We start from the raw sequence: 14,181 nt of genomic DNA, 5'->3' as shown, positions 1-14,181 counted from the left end.
CGTCATGCGCCGTGCCGAAGCCGCACGTGCTTGAGATGCAGGTAGCCTTCCATGCCTTCGTGCCCGTGCTCATAGCCCGAGCCACTTTGCTTGCGGCCGCCGTAAGGCGCGTTCATGATGCCGGCATCGACGTGATTGATCGATACGTTGCCGAAGTCGAGCCGCTTGCTCAGCGTGAAGCTCTCCTTGATGTTTTCCGTGTACGCGTAGGCCGCAAGGCCCGAAGGCGTGCCGTTTGCTTCGGCGATGGCGTCATCGAGCGAACGATACGGCGCCACGCCAATCACCGGCCCGAAGGTCTCTTCGTGCATTACCAGCATATCGGGCCTGCAATCGGCGATAACCGTCGGCGCGTAAAAGAGACCACGCGTTGCGCCATCCGGACGTCCGCCGCCGCACAGGATCTGCGCGCCGCGTTCGCGTGCATCGGCGACGTGACGCTCGACTTTTGCCACGCCCGCGCGGGTTGTCATAGGGCCGACATCGGCGTCTTCGCGTTGAAGACCGTCCGCGACAACGAGGCCGCGCGCGCCCGCCGCCAGTTGCTCGATGAAGCGCCCATAGACCGACTCGTGCACATAAGCGCGATTGATCGATATACAAATTTGCCCGGCATTGCGAAACGCGCGGCGCAACGTGCCTGCGACCGCACGTTCTATATCCGCGTGCCCCGTCACGATCAACGGACAGCTTCCGCCAAGCTCCAGCGAAAGCGGCGTGATACCGCGCACCGTCCGGTAGATATCCTCGCCGGCCGCTTGCGATCCGGTGAACGCGACTTTATCGATGTCGGGATGACCGACCAGCAGACGCCCCGTTTCGCGCGCGCCCATGACAAGATTCGCAACGCCCGGCGGCAATCCGGCTTCGTCCAGGCATCGAAACAATTCCTGCGCGCTCGATGGCGTGTATTCCGATGGCTTCACAACAATCGTGCAGCCCGCCGCCAGCGCCGCCGCGAGTTTCCATCCAATCAGTTCGACCGGATAATTCCACGGCGCAATTGCCCCGACCACGCCCACAGGTTCCTTCTCGACAATGCTGATGAACCCTTCGTCCTCATTCGGGATGGTGCTGCCGAACACACGTACCGCTTCTTCCGCGTAGTAGTGGAACGCCTTCGCGAGTTTCTTCGCTTCGCCGCGCGCTTCGCCGAGCGGCTTGCCCATCTCTTCGGTGATCGCCGTGGCGATGCGGCGTTCGGCTTGCGCGACTTTATCGCCGATCGCATGCAGGATTTGCGAGCGCTCGAACGGGTTGGTCCATCGCCATGTTTGCCAGGCTTTTTTGGCGGCGGCCACGGCGGCATCGACAACTTCAGCACGTGCATCCGGCGCGCGCGCGATGACCTTTTCCGTGCCCGGGTTCATCACGTCGAGCCATTCGGTCGCGCCGCTGTTGCTGAAGCGGCCGTCAATGTACATCTCGCACTGTCTTGGATCGGTCATGTCGTTGAATGCCTGGAAAGTACGTTGAGCCGGCTCATTGCGCGACGAAGTTCACGCGAATGGCATCGACCGCCACGGCGATAAAGATGAGCACGCCGCCGATCATCTGCACGTAGAAAGATGGCACCGACGTAATCGCAAGCCCCACGTGAATCACCGTCAGCAACAGGACGCCGCCGAGGATCCCCGCCGCGCCGCCGCGTCCGCCGAACACGCTGACCCCGCCGATGATCGGCGCGGCAATCGCGTAAAGCAAAAATCCTTCGCCTTGGTCCGACGTGATCGCCATTTGCCACGCGGCAAGCAAATAACCCGCGACGCCGGAAAGAAAGCCTGACAACGTGAACGCGATGACCTTCACGCGGTTCACGCGAATACCGGCTGAATTCGCTGCGAGCGCGTTGCCGCCGGTCGCGTAAAGGCTTCGGCCGAGCACCGTCTTGCGCAACATGAAACCCATGCCGATCAGCGCAACCAGGAACACGACCGGCATGACCGGCCAGTTGCCGATGGTGTATTGCCCGATCCAGATGAAGCTGTTGGGCATGTCCGAGATGGTGTTGCCTTGCGTGACCGCGAGCAGCGAGCCTTGCAATACGATCATCACGGCGAGCGTCTGGATCAGCGAGACCATCCGCAAGCGCGTGACACACAGGCCGTTGAAGAAACCGATAGCCGTCGCCGCAGCAATTCCAAGCGGCACGCCGATCGCTGGCGACATGCCAAGGCGCGTGCTGATGATCGCGCCGATTGCCGCCGAAAATCCCATGTTGCTCGCTATCGACAAATCGATCTCCGCGACCATCAACGGCAACGATACCGCCAGCGCAAGCAGCCCGAGCACGGTCGCCTGCACAAGCACGTTCTGCAGGTTGGAGACCGTGAAGAAGAACGGATTGAGCACGCCGAATACGATCACGAGGGCGGCAAGCCACAGCCACACCACATTCTGGAACAGCCATTGCACGCTGTTTTTCGCGGGCCGCTTGGCCGCTGTGACCGGCGCCGATGGCGGGACGCTTGCGGAGATGTTGCTCCTCTGTTGCATGATCCGTCTCCTGGGTTTTAGTGTGTAAGTGCGCTGCTGGCGGCGCCGAATGCCGACTGCAGGATAGTGTCTTTATCGATGTCCGCGCCGGTGTATTCGTGACTCACCTGGCCATCCACGAACACGCAGACGCGATCCACCATCCGCACCATCTCGTCGAGGTCGCTCGTGATCACGATCACGCTCAAGCCTTCGCGCGTAAGGGCATCGATGATGCGGTGGACCTCCTCTTTCACGCCTACGTCGATACCGCGCGTGGGTTCATCGAGGATCAGGAGCTTGGGGTCCGTGGCGAGCACGCGACCAAGACACACCTTCTGCTGGTTGCCGCCGCTCAACGTGCCGAGCAGCACTTTCGGCGTCGCCGCCTTGACCCGAAGATGTTCGAAGTAGCGCTTGACTACGGAACGCTCGGCGGGTGCATCGATCACGCCCGCCTTCGATACCTTCGCCAGGCTCGACATGGTGATGTTCTGCGCAATGCTTTGCAGGCCGACGAGTCCATCGCGATGCCGGTCATCGGATAAATACGCGATGCCGTTCGCAAACGCCGTCTGCGGATGATCGGGAAAATCCATCTCACGACCGTCATGTTTGATGCGGCCACGGATTGCACGATTAAGCCCAAACAACGCGAGGCCGAACTCCTTCGCGCCGGAGCCCGGCAAGCCCGCAAAGCCGACAATCTCGCCGGGCTTGATGCTGAATGAATCGATATTGATGTTGCGTGCTTCGAGTCCGCTGACCTGCCAGGATGCATCACTCGAAGTCTCACGCTCACCACGCGTCCGGTGAAACAACGGCACGTCGCGCCCGATCACAAGCTCCGACAACGCATCCGAATCGATACCGTCGAGATTGTCCATCTCCCCCGCGAGCCGCCCGTTACGCAGCACGGTCACGCCGTCGCAGATGCTCAGGATCTCTTCGTTGTAGTGCGAGATGAACACGAAACTCACGCCTTGTGCCTTCAGGCTTTGCATGAAGCTGAAGAGGTGATCGCGGTCCGCAAGCGTGAGCGCAGCGGTAGGTTCATCGAGGATCAGCAGCTTGCCGCCGCTATACAGCGCACGAAGAATGTTCAGCTTGCGCTTGGCGACCGCCGAGAGTTCGCGCGCGGACATGCGCGGGTCGAGCCCGGTGCCTTCCAGCGCTTTTACCGCGTTCGCCATCAGTGCACGCTGATCGACCGTCTTGGTGAAGCCGCGCTTCACGGGCCAATGTCCGAGCATCAGGTTGTCGGCGACCGACATGGACTCGACGATCATCGGCTCTTGCGTGACGAGGAACACGCCCCGCGCTTCCATCTGCTTGACGTCGAAGCCCTGGACCTCTTCGCCCGCGAATTCAATAGTGCCTTCCGTCGGCGATATCAAGCCCGAAATCAGCCCGACAAGCGTGGATTTGCCCGCACCGTTTTCCCCGAGCAGGCCGTGAATCGTGCCGCGGCGGATGTTGACCGACACGCGATCGAGCGCGACGACCGCCTTGTATCGCTTCACGATGTCGCGGGTCCTGAGAATGTATTCCGTGCTGCTGGTATCTGCCATGTCCGACCATCCGGTTGCTGTTACCGGTCCACGCCGTGACGCGGACCGGAAGACTCAAACATGCGCCAGGCCGGTGGCTCAGCTGTAGCGCAGACCCCATTCGTTGTAAGCGATGTTGCCCCACTGGCGCTTGTCCTTGACCGAGCTTCCATCGACGACAAAAGGCTGGATCACGAGACTCGGACCCGTCACGGACTTCGTGATCTCGGCCTTCTCCCAGAAGTACTGGCTGTTCTGATACGGCCCAAGCGGCACGGGCTGGCCTTTTAGCGAGTATTTGTCGAGCATCTCGACCGTGATCTGCGCGTAAGCAATCGGGTCCTGCGATACGACCGCGTCCATGTAACCGTCGCCGATCCACTGCAGCGCGGCCGGTTCACCATCGATATTGACGAAAATCACATGGCCCTGCTCGCCAACTTTCTTCCACTTACCTTTTTGCTGCAACGCGGTGACAATGCCGCGCGCCGGTGAATCGCTGGGTGCATGGACCGCGTCGAGATCGGGATATTCCGAGAGCGTGGCGAGCGTTACCGACAGCATGTTCTTGAGCAGCCCTTCAGTCGGTCGGCTGATCAGCTTGATGTCGGGATACTTCTTGAACGTCGCCTCGAGCCCTTCCTTGCGCAAGCGCCACGCGACCGATTGCAGCGCGCCGTAGCAGTTCAGCACCGTGCCCTTGGCCGAACCATTCTTTTTCTTGAGCGCCGCAATGATGGCTTCGGCCGCCATCACGCCGCCAGCGTAATTGTCGAAGTCGACGGTGATCGAGACATCGCCGGCAAGCGCGGGTGTATCGATGATGCCGACCGGAATCTTCTTCATGTTGTACTTCTTGATCACGCTTGCGATAGCCTGACTATCGATCGGATCGGCGATGATCGCAGCCGGATTCTTGAGCAGCAGGCTTTGCCATTGCTCGAGCTGGGTCGTGGTGCTGAAGTTCGCGTTGACCGCCTGGAAGGTCCAGCCCTTTGCCTCGACCGCCCGTTTCACGGCTTCCTGTTGCGTCGCAAAGAAGTAGTAATCGAGGCTCTTGTTACTGAAGGGCACGAGCGGTTTTTGCTGCGCGAGCGCTAGTTGCGAAAGTGAAAGCGCACCTGCTGTAGCGGCCATATCGACCAGAAACTTGCGACGGGAAACAGGCTTTGAAGCTGACTTTGAAGCGACGGCCTTTGAATCATCATCCATGGTTTGTCTCCTCTCATGGCAGTACAGGCGATTTCTGCTTTTCGACTGCTCGCGTCGGTCGCCGAAGTCGTAGTGAACAGTTATTCGAGTCGTAGTATTACGACGCAATGTAGAGTAGTCGACGGTCAACCACAATCTAGGGTTTACGTGGCTTAAATGCTTGTATTGTCGCAATAAATTTGCTGCAGTGCGTTTACAACGACCCTAATACCGTAAAAATTACGATGTTGCGCGGTGCGCGTCAGCTCAATACGCGCATCTTTCCGTAGTAACACTACTTTTTGATACGGCTTTGGCAGGAACGCGGTAGAACCGCTTAACCCAGATAGACATGCAAGAGCGCATCGGCTAATAGGCGAAAACCGATGTGCTCTTGAAGAAAGGAAGATTTTCGAAGTTGTTCAGGAGATCAGCGCTGCATGGTTCCGGTTTCGGCGAAGCGCGTATGAAACCCGAACGCGGCATGCAAATCGTGCGGCGTATGCCCTCCGAACTTCGATGCATCGCGGAAATAATCTCGTAGCAAATCGCGATACTGCGGATGAGCGCAGTGCTCGATGATTTGCAATGCCCGTTCCCTCGGCGCGAGCCCCGTCAGATTGGCGAGACCCGTTTCGGTCACGATCACATCGACATCATGTTCGTTGTGGTCGCAATGCGGGACCATCGGCACGATGCTCGATATGGCGCCGTTCTTCGCCACGGACTTGGTCGCAAAAATTGCGTAAGACGCGTTGCGCGCAAAATCGCCCGAGCCACCGATGCCATTCATCATGTGCGTGCCGCCCACATGCGTGGAGTTCACGTTGCCATAAATATCCGCTTCGAGTGCTGTGTTGATGGCAATCAATCCGAGCCGGCGAATCACTTCGGGGTGATTGCTTACTTCCTGAGGGCGCAACACAAGCTTGTCTCGATAGCGCGATAGATGCTCGAACACGCGCCGCTGGCAATCGGCGGACAAGGTAATGGACGCGCCCGATGCGAAGCTCACCTTGCCTTCATCCATGAGCTCGAACGTGGAATCCTGAAGCACTTCGGAATAGATGGTCAGCGCTTCGAAGGGCGAACGGGCGAAGCCCGACAACACCGCATTCGCAATCGTGCCGATACCCGCCTGCAGCGGCGGCAACGCTTTCGGCAAGCGTCCGCGCGACACTTCATGCTGGAAAAATTCGATCAAATGCCCGGCGATACGCGCCGTATCGGTATCGGGTTTCTCGACGGTCGACGGACTGTCCGGCATATCCGTTATCACGATTGCCGCGATCTTTTCGAGCGGCACGTGAATGGTTTGTTCGCCGATGCGGTCATTGCAGTGAACGATCGGCAACGGCTGGCGTGAAGGACGTTCTGCCGGCGACCAGATGTCGTGAAGACCTTCGAGCGCGGCAGGCTGTGCGAGATTCAATTCGATGATCACCTTCTGCGCGCATGCAGCGAACGTCGCGGAATTTCCGATCGATGTGGTCGGCACAATGCCGCCGCTTTCGGTGATCGCGGCGGCCTCGATGATCGCGAGGTCCATCGAACCAAGGCGGTTCGTGCGCAAGTGTTCCACCGTCTCCGACAAATGTTGGTCGATGTACATCACCTCGCCGGCGTTGATCGCGCGGCGCAATGTGCTGTCCACCTGGAACGGCATCCTGCGTGCAAGGACGCCTGCCTGAGTAAGCTTCCTGTCCGTATCGTGTCCTAACGATGCACCCGTGATCAGCGTGATGGCGAGCGGCTTGCCTTCACGCTGCGCCCGCTGCGCGAGCGCGGCGGGCACGGCCTTGGCGTCGCCGGCGCGCGTGAAACCGCTTGCGCCGACGATCATGCCGTCGTGGATCAACTGCGCTGCTTCGTCACTTGACATGATCTTGCCAAGCAGTGATTTGCATCGAATGCGTTCTTGAAACATGGTCGTCCTTGCGTGTTCCGCGAGCCCGCCACGTATTGACGGGACTGCGTTCTGGTTGCGGTGGCGTCAGCATGCCGCGCCACCTTCTCCACGCCTATAAGGTTCTGCCGAAAAATCAGTGCAACAGCGTGCTGCGAAATGCGACTCCGCGCCGCATCGATCCAGCCAAACTACAATGCGTCCTTGTACCTCCAGTGCACGACAACCCGCCATCACAAGGACCCACGCATGACACAGCTTTTCGATCTGAGCGGACGCACGGCGCTTGTCACCGGTTCGGCGCGTGGCATTGGCTTCGCGCTCGCTGAAGGACTCGCGAACGCGGGCGCCAGCGTGATCATCAATGGAACGCGCGCCGATACCGTGAACGAAGCGGTCTCGCGTCTCGCGAACAAAGGCTTGAACGCTCAAGGCCGAGCGTTCGATGTCACCAACGAACGAGCCGTCCACGATGCCTTCACCCACTGGGACGAACAAGGCGTGCAGATCGATATCGTCATCAACAACGCCGGCATACAGTTTCGAAAGCCACTGATCGAGCTCGAGCTAAGCGACTGGCAACGCGTGATCGATACCAATCTCACGAGCGCGTTTATCGTGTCGAAGCAAGCAGCAAGGCGCATGATCGCGCGCGGCAATGGCGGCAAGATCGTCAACATCGGCTCGCTCACGAGCGAAGGTGCGCGTGCGACCGTGGGCGCGTACACCGCCGCGAAGGGCGGCATCAAGATGCTGACGCGCGCGATGAGCGCGGAATGGGCGGCCGAGAATATCCAGGCGAACGCGATCGGCCCGGGGTATATCCTCACCGACATGAACAAGCCGCTGGTCGAGAATCCCACCTTCGACGCGTGGGTGAAAAGCAGCAACCCGTCGCAACGATGGGGCACGCCGGAGGAACTTGTCGGCACGGCGGTGTTTTTGTCATCGGCGGCCTCGAGTTATGTGAACGGGCAAATCATCTATGTAGATGGCGGATGGCTTGCCGTGCTTTGACGCCTGACTGCGCATTAAAAAAACCTTTCGTTCGTTCGTTTAAGTAGCGCACGCGGATACACCGATAAAGAATCCGTTTGCCACAACGAACACAAGCTACGTATTCTTCAAGAGACCGCTTCAAAAAAGACCAAAAGACCGCCATTCGATCAAGCAGGCCTGCAACACGGAGATGCCATGAGGTTTCTGGTGGCCGATGACCACGAACTGATCCGCCAAGGTGTGAAGGCGTTGCTGCGCGGACTCGACCCCGACGCCCAGTTCGACGAAGCTGATAGCTGGGAAACGCTCGCCGCGGCGGCCCGGCCGGACGCGAACCACGACCTCGCCATCGTCGATCTGCACATGTCCGGCATGGAAGGCGCGGCGTCGCTGCAAACGCTGCTGAAGGCAAATCCGGCATTGCCGCTGGTGGTGTTGTCGGCGGAAGAATCTGCAGACGAAATGCGTGCGGTGCTGGCAGCCGGTGCACTCGGTTTCGTGCCGAAGCGCGAACCTGCGAGCGTCATGCTCAAGGCGATCGAACTCGTGCTTCTCGGCGGCGCCTACGTTCCTATTGAAGCACTTAGTCTGCTCGGACCTGGACAGGTCACAGCCCCTGCCGCAGAGCGTTCGGGGGCGGCGGTCGTAGAGGCGATACCGGTAGGCATCCAGCCGCATCATCGGCATCTGATGGAGAACCTGTCACCCCGGCAGCAAGAAATCATGCGGCTCGTGTACCGCGGCTGGACCAACAAGATGATCGCGCGTGAACTCGGGGTCGCAGAGGGAACGGTCAAGGTGCATCTGTCCGTCATGTTCCGGGCGCTCTGCGTACACAACCGGTCGGCGGCGATCGCGTTGATCAGCGGCTGGCTGGAAACGGGCCGCACGCTTTAATTACGATGCCGGCGGACGACGCTCCAGGGCGGCATTGCGTTCGCCTTGCTGCCAGAGGGCATCGAGCGTGCGGCGCAAGCGGGCCGGCGTCACGGGTTTGTGCAGCACGGGAATGCCTTGCGCGGCGAGCGTGCTGAGTTCGGAGGACGCCATATCGCCCGTGATCATCAGCGTGACGATGTCGCCATCGCCCCGTTCCCAGAGCGCCTGGCGCACTGCGCGCACGGCTTGCGCGCCGGTACGGTGATTGCCGAGCTGGTAGTCGCACAGGAGCGCATCGGGAACAAAATCGTCTTCAACGGCCTGCACCGCCGCCCGCTCGTCCCGCACGCTTCGCACAATGCATCCCCAGCGGCCAAGCAAACGTTCGAGCGCGGCGAGAATGGCGGGGTCGTCGTCGATGCAAAGGATCCGCCGCCCCGCCGCCGTTGGTCCGACCGATGCCGGATCGCTGAGCCTTGCGGTGATGGTGATCAGATCCGGGTCGCCGCGCTTGACGGGCACGCCGACCGTCGTGCCGCGCCCCGCGGCTGAACGCAGCGTAACGTCGCCGCCGAGCAGATTCACCAATCGTCTGACAGTCGGCAAACCGAGTCCATGTCCTTGCCGTGGTTTGTTATCCGGCAGCCTTGCTTGGTAGAACTCTTCGAATACGAGTTCGTGTTCCTCCGGTGCAATGCCGATTCCCGAGTCGCGTACCTCGATCCGGCCACTTCGATAGCCCATCCATATTGCGCCGCGCTCGGTGTATCGAATGGCATTTGATATAAGGTTTCCAAGCACGCGTTCGAGCAGGACGGGATCAGAAAAGGCGACTGCATCGGTCGGCGCGATGCGCAACGCGAGACCCTTGGCGGCGGCGAGCGGACGGTATTGGGTATCGATGCGGCCGAAAATCTCCGAGAGCCGGAAATGCAGCGGTATCACTTGCGTAACGCCGCTCTCGAGGCGCGCGAGGTCGAGTACCTGATTGAAAAGCCCGTTCAGTGCTTCGACATTTGCAATGATGCTGTCCGCTGTTTCGCTGCGCTGAGCAGCGGACGCCAGCGTGTCCTTCAAAGATTCCGCCAGCAGGCCGATTGCGTGCAGCGGCTGGCGCAAATCGTGACTTGCCGCCGCGAAAAAACGCGTTCTCGCGCGACTGGCTTCCTCTGTCACGCGCTGCTGTATGGCAAGCGATTCAGCAAGGCGCTGTTGATTTACCCGCGCCTCGACGACACGCCGAAACAGCGTCCGATAGCGCGCGGCGTACACGTTCATCGCGACAAAAAACACCACGAGCACCACGCCGACCACAATCCGGTCGCGCGTGGGCGAACTGAAGTTCAGCACCATTGCTGGCACCAGGAGCAACGGTATCGCGCTGGAAAAATTGCACAGGTCGAACCCGCTCGACATGAAGACGCCCGCCGCCAGCGTCACCAGCAGCACCGTATGCAGAACAGGAAGATCGGCCTGCTGGCTGTGGAACGCGAACCAGATCGAAAGCCCGGGCGCGCTGTACAGCACGATACTGCGAAGCGCGTGAAGGTTGATCCATCTGCGTGGCGTGAACGTTTCCGGCCAATAGCGGTTCCAGGCCCATAGTGCAATTCCGCCAAAATTAGCAATGCTATAGAAGACAATCCAGGCCGTGAAAAGCCCGTGCTGCGCAATGGAGCCAAAATAAACGGCGCTTAACGCCGCAATGGATAACCAGTGTGTAAAGAATGCAATGGGGTCCTGAGCATAGAGAACCTTGGCGAGGTCTTTATCTATTTCGCGCCGCATTGGATCGTTCTGCATCTTGTCAGCCCCTTTTTTTGCCGGATGCGCGCCTGGCTGACGCACGTGGGAACGACTTGCTGAAACGACGCTGGCTATAACGGTGGGGGCGTCGAGCGCCTTGAGACCTTACACAAGTTTACCCGACGGCTATTACTTTAGCCATATGGCGCAACCCGCGTCCGGTAACCATACTTCGCTCGACATCCAATAAAACATACGAGGGAGAACAACATGGACACCATGACAATGCACGCGCGTGCGGCGAGCCCCGACACCGCGATACTTCCGGATCTCTGGCGCCGCCGCACACATCTGTCGCACGACGAAATGGTGTCGATGTACCATCTGGTGCGCGGCGCGTTGCGCGCGTACCACCCGCTCGAACTCCAGTCCCTTCGCGAAGACAAGGAAGAACTCGTCGCGCAGTTTATCTACGCCAAGGTGCTGCGTCTCGAGCCGGGTCATACCACGGCCAAATCCAGCGCCGAAAGCGCGCCATCGAATAACTACGCCATTTGCGCTTATTTCAGGCGCTATCTGATCGATTGCCTGCGCAGCGCGAGCCATCAGCGCAATGTATCGATGGAAGTGAGCGGCATCGACCAGCAAGTCGATGAACATGCCCAGGCTATCGAAGACCCCGTCAGTTCGGTGCTCCTGCAATATGGTCTCGATGAAGCACGCGTGCGGCGAATGGCGCGTTCCTTTATACGCACGCTCGACCGGCATGAGCGCGTGGTGCTTGCAGGAACGCTCGGCCGCGATTCCGGCCGCAAGGGCGGACTCTCGCGTATCGCGGCGGACCATAAGGTGCCTTCTTATCATTATCGTGCTGTCAAACTGGGCGTCGCGCTAAGGAAAACGGTGCGTCCGGCGGATTTTGCCGCGACAAAGATCGGCTGCTGGTTGACGGATATAGTCGGCATCGCGATCAGCGTGGAGCATCAGCCGGTCATGCTGGTCGTGCTCGACCTGCTTGCGGCGGAGTCCGTCAACGGGGTAAATGGCTACCCGTTTGAACACGCGGGCGAATACCCGGCTACGCCGGCAGCCGCGTAAATCCGTCGTCGCTCCATTGTTCCGAATTCACGCCGTGATGCACGAAGAACAAACCGTCGGGATCGTATTGCTTCTTGATTGCCAGCAGTCTCGGATAGTGCGCGCCCCAGAACGCGTCCTGCCAGTCGCGCTCGAAAAAATTGCTCTCCGATACATACGATCCCGCGCGCGGCACCACGGTGCGAAGCGCCACCGACGCCGCTGCGATCCGGTTGGCCGCGGATCGGGCAGCGCGGATATCGGGTTCGTGCCCCGCGATACCTGGAAATGCAGGCGGCCCTTCGCCCGCGATGATCGCGAGCGCGAAGGCATCGAGTACGGCAGGGTTCATGGCAGTATCGCGCGTGGCCGTCCGCGCATCGTTCGATGCACCCGCGAGTCCCTTGTTGAAATGCAGCGTCACGCCCCACTCGCGCGTGCTGGCAAATAACGCGTCGACGAGACGCGCCCGTTCGCCCTCGTTCAACAGCGACGCAGGCAGCCACGTCGAGTGGTAGCCGTACAGGAACTGCCCCGCCTCCGCTGCATCGTTGCTCCAGAAGACGTTGTCGGCAGGCGCGCCCGGACGGTTGTCTGCGGTCATCACGCCTGGCGCATGGGCCTGAATGAAGGCCGGGTCCCAGAAGCGCTGCGCGGGTACTGCGATGACCTTTCCGGCCTTAGGCATTTGAAAGTCGCCCGGCGATTTCGCGACCCAGTCAAAGAACGGTTGCCAGACATGCGCGGCCTGATCGTCATCCAACCCTTGGAAGAGCATCGAAATATTGAGGGTGTTGTTACCGCGAAAGCTCACGGTCTCGCCCCAATGCGGATTGAAAAGACTGCTTGCATAAAATCGCATGAACTCGCCGGCGAGGCGCTTGAACGCGGTATCGGAAAATGCCCTGACCGTGCCGAAAACCGCGCCGAATTGCGCCGGGAGCTCGTGCGTCTTGAGCGTCAGGCGCGTCACGACCCCAAGGCTCCCGCCTCCGCCGCCCTTCAGCGCCCAGAAGAGGTCCGCATTCGAGCACGCGTTTGCGATCCGCACGGCGCCGTCGGCGGTGACGACTTCGGCTTGCAGCAGAGACGCCGCCGCCGTGCCGAACTGCTTGGAGAAGTTGCCGAAGCCGCCGCCCTGAACGAGTCCCGCAACGCCTACGGTCATGCATCCGCCGCCTTGGACATAGCGGCCGGCGCGTGTGGTGACGGCATCGTAGACGTGGCTCCAGAGCGCGCCTGCGTCTACCGTCACGGCCGGTTGTGCTGCTTGCCGCCCTTCACAACCCTCTGGAATGAACGCATCGTGGAGCGTGACTTCGTGCATGGCATGCGTCCAGATCAACAGCGAGTCCGCCGCGTTCGATGTCCCCTGATAACTGTGCCCACCGCCCTTCACCACGAGCCTCAAGCGATGTCTGCGGGCGAAGTCCACCGTTCGCGCCACGTCGCGTGCGCTGGTTGCATTGAGCGCGTAGACGCTTGGCGCCGATGTCCATGCATCAAGGTACCCGGACGTTTGGGTGAGCGCGGGTGTATCGCTGATGAGATACGGGTTCTTGATCTGCTCGAAGAGATCCGTGCATGCGTTGCTCGACGGCGATTGCGCGCACGCGGCAAGCGGCGATTCGACCTTGAGCAGATGGCCGCCGACTGCATCGTTCAAGGCGCTCCATTCCCGCGCCGACGGCCACCCGGGTTCGCCCGGGCGCACGCGCCGCATGGTAGGCCCGTCAGATGAAGCCGCGAGCGCGGGCAGTACCGGCACGCCGCCAACGAGCGGCGCGGCCAGCGCTCCCTTGAGCAAAGTCCGCCTGTCCAAAGCGCACATGGTGTCGCGTCACCTCATTATTATCGACGTATCTACCTGACCGTCTGAATCACCTCGAATCCTTCGAACTCCGGATGCCCGAGATAAAGCGAGCGCGTTTCATTGCCGGCATTGCGATGTGCCGCGCGGAAAGCGTCGCTTTTGGTCCAGCCTTCGAAAGCATCGTAATTCGACCAGATCGTATGGCTGGAATAGAGTACGTGATCTTCCTTTTGAGGACCTTTCAGCAGGTGGAACTCCACAAAACCCGGGACTTCCTTGAGATGCGTATCCCTGCTTGTCCAGAGGTCTTCGAATGCGGTCTCGGATCCGAGGGCCACTTTGAAACGGTTCATGGCGATATACATGAGGTCAGCTCCTTTGCTCGATAAAGTGCGACGGCGCACCAGTTTATCGCCATCGTCCGGGGCTTGTGCGAGTTGGCCTGGAACGTCCGCTGCGGCTTGCGTAAGGCCGGTGGCCGCAAGCAAGCTCGTGCTGCTGGTGGTATCGTGCCGCATCCGGATGTGCTCGCCATATGTTTTCCG

Annotated in this window: 11 protein-coding genes; 3 read left to right on the top strand and 8 right to left on the bottom strand. The window is 60.2% G+C overall.

The window, feature by feature from the left end; genetic code table 11:
- Positions 1-2 precede the first annotated feature (2 nt).
- From HB633_RS27205 to HB633_RS27185, 5 genes are all read right to left on the bottom strand, one after another.
- Complete coding sequence (locus HB633_RS27205) at positions 3-1,448, bottom strand: aldehyde dehydrogenase family protein (RefSeq protein WP_213781269.1); 1,446 nt, start codon at positions 1,446-1,448, stop codon at positions 3-5.
- Between the two features lie 34 nt (positions 1,449-1,482).
- On the bottom strand, positions 1,483-2,496 hold the full coding sequence (locus tag HB633_RS27200; RefSeq protein ID WP_213781268.1) for an ABC transporter permease: 1,014 nt from the start codon (positions 2,494-2,496) through the stop codon (positions 1,483-1,485).
- A gap of 17 nt (positions 2,497-2,513) precedes the next feature.
- The gene (locus tag HB633_RS27195; protein WP_213781267.1) at positions 2,514-4,046 is read right to left on the bottom strand and encodes a sugar ABC transporter ATP-binding protein; all 1,533 of its coding nucleotides are present in this window, start codon (positions 4,044-4,046) and stop codon (positions 2,514-2,516) included.
- A 78-nt stretch (positions 4,047-4,124) separates the two neighbouring features.
- Entirely contained in the window at positions 4,125-5,237 is a 1,113-nt protein-coding gene (locus HB633_RS27190) for a sugar ABC transporter substrate-binding protein (protein WP_255581200.1), read from the bottom strand.
- A 409-nt stretch (positions 5,238-5,646) separates the two neighbouring features.
- Complete coding sequence (locus HB633_RS27185) at positions 5,647-7,143, bottom strand: acetyl-CoA hydrolase/transferase family protein (protein ID WP_213781266.1); 1,497 nt, start codon at positions 7,141-7,143, stop codon at positions 5,647-5,649.
- Positions 7,144-7,371: 228 nt separating this feature from the next.
- On the opposite strand from HB633_RS27185, the gene HB633_RS27180 reads away from it, so the two are divergent.
- Together HB633_RS27180 and HB633_RS27175 are read left to right on the top strand one after the other, a co-directional pair.
- Positions 7,372-8,139, top strand: coding sequence for an SDR family oxidoreductase (locus HB633_RS27180; protein WP_213781265.1), 768 nt, complete (start codon positions 7,372-7,374; stop codon positions 8,137-8,139).
- A 177-nt stretch (positions 8,140-8,316) separates the two neighbouring features.
- Positions 8,317-9,018 carry a response regulator transcription factor gene (locus HB633_RS27175; RefSeq protein WP_213781264.1) on the top strand — a complete coding sequence of 234 codons (702 nt, stop codon included), beginning with the start codon at positions 8,317-8,319 and terminating at the stop codon, positions 9,016-9,018.
- Here HB633_RS27175 and HB633_RS27170 read toward each other — a convergent pair whose 3' ends face one another.
- Entirely contained in the window at positions 9,019-10,803 is a 1,785-nt protein-coding gene (locus HB633_RS27170) for a hybrid sensor histidine kinase/response regulator (protein WP_213781263.1), read from the bottom strand.
- A gap of 213 nt (positions 10,804-11,016) precedes the next feature.
- Between HB633_RS27170 and HB633_RS27165 the strand changes: the two genes are divergently transcribed.
- On the top strand, positions 11,017-11,844 hold the full coding sequence (locus HB633_RS27165; protein WP_255581199.1) for a hypothetical protein: 828 nt from the start codon (positions 11,017-11,019) through the stop codon (positions 11,842-11,844).
- Here HB633_RS27165 and HB633_RS27160 read toward each other — a convergent pair.
- Both HB633_RS27160 and HB633_RS27155 read right to left on the bottom strand, forming a co-directional pair.
- Positions 11,825-13,654, bottom strand: coding sequence for an FAD-binding oxidoreductase (locus tag HB633_RS27160; protein WP_213781262.1), 1,830 nt, complete (start codon positions 13,652-13,654; stop codon positions 11,825-11,827). The two genes, HB633_RS27165 and HB633_RS27160, sit on opposite strands and share 20 nt — an antisense overlap.
- 32 nt (positions 13,655-13,686) lie before the next feature.
- The gene (locus HB633_RS27155; RefSeq protein ID WP_213781395.1) at positions 13,687-14,001 is read right to left on the bottom strand and encodes an antibiotic biosynthesis monooxygenase; all 315 of its coding nucleotides are present in this window, start codon (positions 13,999-14,001) and stop codon (positions 13,687-13,689) included.
- Positions 14,002-14,181: the final 180 nt, after the last annotated feature.

Origin of the sequence: Caballeronia sp. dw_276, from assembly GCF_018449635.1 — a bacterium.
In the GTDB taxonomy this organism is placed as follows: domain Bacteria; phylum Pseudomonadota; class Gammaproteobacteria; order Burkholderiales; family Burkholderiaceae; genus Caballeronia.
The sequence above is the reverse complement of the archived record's forward strand: the minus strand, read 5'-3'. Positions and strand labels throughout refer to the sequence as shown.

What these genes read in the sequence shown, in the direction of transcription:
- HB633_RS27160 (WP_213781262.1), bottom strand. Translation starts at nt 13,654, where the DNA reads ATGTGCGCTTTGGACAGGCGGACTTTGCTCAAGGGAGCGCTGGCCGCG.
- HB633_RS27155 (WP_213781395.1), bottom strand. Translation starts at nt 14,001, where the DNA reads ATGTATATCGCCATGAACCGTTTCAAAGTGGCCCTCGGATCCGAGACC.
- HB633_RS27165 (WP_255581199.1), top strand. Translation starts at nt 11,017, where the DNA reads ATGGACACCATGACAATGCACGCGCGTGCGGCGAGCCCCGACACCGCG.
- HB633_RS27190 (WP_255581200.1), bottom strand. Translation starts at nt 5,237, where the DNA reads ATGGATGATGATTCAAAGGCCGTCGCTTCAAAGTCAGCTTCAAAGCCT.
- HB633_RS27200 (WP_213781268.1), bottom strand. Translation starts at nt 2,496, where the DNA reads ATGCAACAGAGGAGCAACATCTCCGCAAGCGTCCCGCCATCGGCGCCG.
- HB633_RS27175 (WP_213781264.1), top strand. Translation starts at nt 8,317, where the DNA reads ATGAGGTTTCTGGTGGCCGATGACCACGAACTGATCCGCCAAGGTGTG.
- HB633_RS27205 (WP_213781269.1), bottom strand. Translation starts at nt 1,448, where the DNA reads ATGACCGATCCAAGACAGTGCGAGATGTACATTGACGGCCGCTTCAGC.
- HB633_RS27195 (WP_213781267.1), bottom strand. Translation starts at nt 4,046, where the DNA reads ATGGCAGATACCAGCAGCACGGAATACATTCTCAGGACCCGCGACATC.
- HB633_RS27170 (WP_213781263.1), bottom strand. Translation starts at nt 10,803, where the DNA reads ATGCAGAACGATCCAATGCGGCGCGAAATAGATAAAGACCTCGCCAAG.
- HB633_RS27180 (WP_213781265.1), top strand. Translation starts at nt 7,372, where the DNA reads ATGACACAGCTTTTCGATCTGAGCGGACGCACGGCGCTTGTCACCGGT.
- HB633_RS27185 (WP_213781266.1), bottom strand. Translation starts at nt 7,143, where the DNA reads ATGTTTCAAGAACGCATTCGATGCAAATCACTGCTTGGCAAGATCATG.